Genomic DNA, 762 nt, shown 5'->3' with positions numbered 1-762 from the left:
CTCTAAAGCTAAACGCCATTCATTAGCTGCAAGCTGCAAGCATTGTGTGCTGTGGGGACTAACTTCTATGGAAGGCCAGTTTTCATAGTTTCCACTAACTACAGATATACTGTTTTGCTCCTTAGCGATTAACAACTTTTCGCTTAATTCAGGCAGCGGAATATCACTTGCCAGATTAAACCCAAATGCTTGATATTGGAARTTTAAAGTGCTCAAGCTTAAATACTCCTAGSTTTGGGGTTGCTCAGATTTTTTCGTATGCGCCAGGCATCCCTTTGRCTCTTRAAATTTAYTACRAGCTCACTKATATAAGCAAGCCCCAAAAGGAAAAATGCAAAKCCAAATATTGGCTCCAGTTTCCAACCCTGRAAAAATAAAATTCCACCAATTAAAGGCARGCCCAATAAACGAGCAAATAAATATATAAACTGCAAAACTGTTGCAAATAYAATTGCAGYTGTTCTTTCTTTGCGGCAACCAATYAAAAAGCGWATCTGYATAGCAGCCGCTAACGCGGCTGGCAGCGAAAACAATAGAAGAATGATTCCGGTTAAACTAGCAAAATTTACGATTCCATTAAAGTTCATAATAGAATAAAAATACTTTTCTCAAGCATAGCCTAAAATGATCGCAACTTCGCAAATAGTAAAGAAGCATATTCTAATCACTGGCGCTAGTTCTGGCATTGGCCTAGAAGCTGCGCTTCTACTGCAGCGCGCAGGCCATCACTTAACAATGCCCTGCCGAAATAGTGAAACAGAG

At 39.8% G+C, this 762-nt stretch carries 1 pseudogene; it reads right to left on the bottom strand.

The window, feature by feature from the left end:
- Positions 1 to 216: pseudogene (locus C7K08_RS16255) on the bottom strand (hypothetical protein); the annotation flags it as partial.
- Between the last annotated feature and the right edge of the window lie 546 nt (positions 217 to 762).

The organism is Synechococcus lacustris str. Tous, from assembly GCF_003011125.1.
In the GTDB taxonomy this organism is placed as follows: domain Bacteria; phylum Cyanobacteriota; class Cyanobacteriia; order PCC-6307; family Cyanobiaceae; genus Synechococcus_D; species Synechococcus_D lacustris.
The sequence above is the reverse complement of the archived record's forward strand: the minus strand, read 5'-3'. Positions and strand labels throughout refer to the sequence as shown.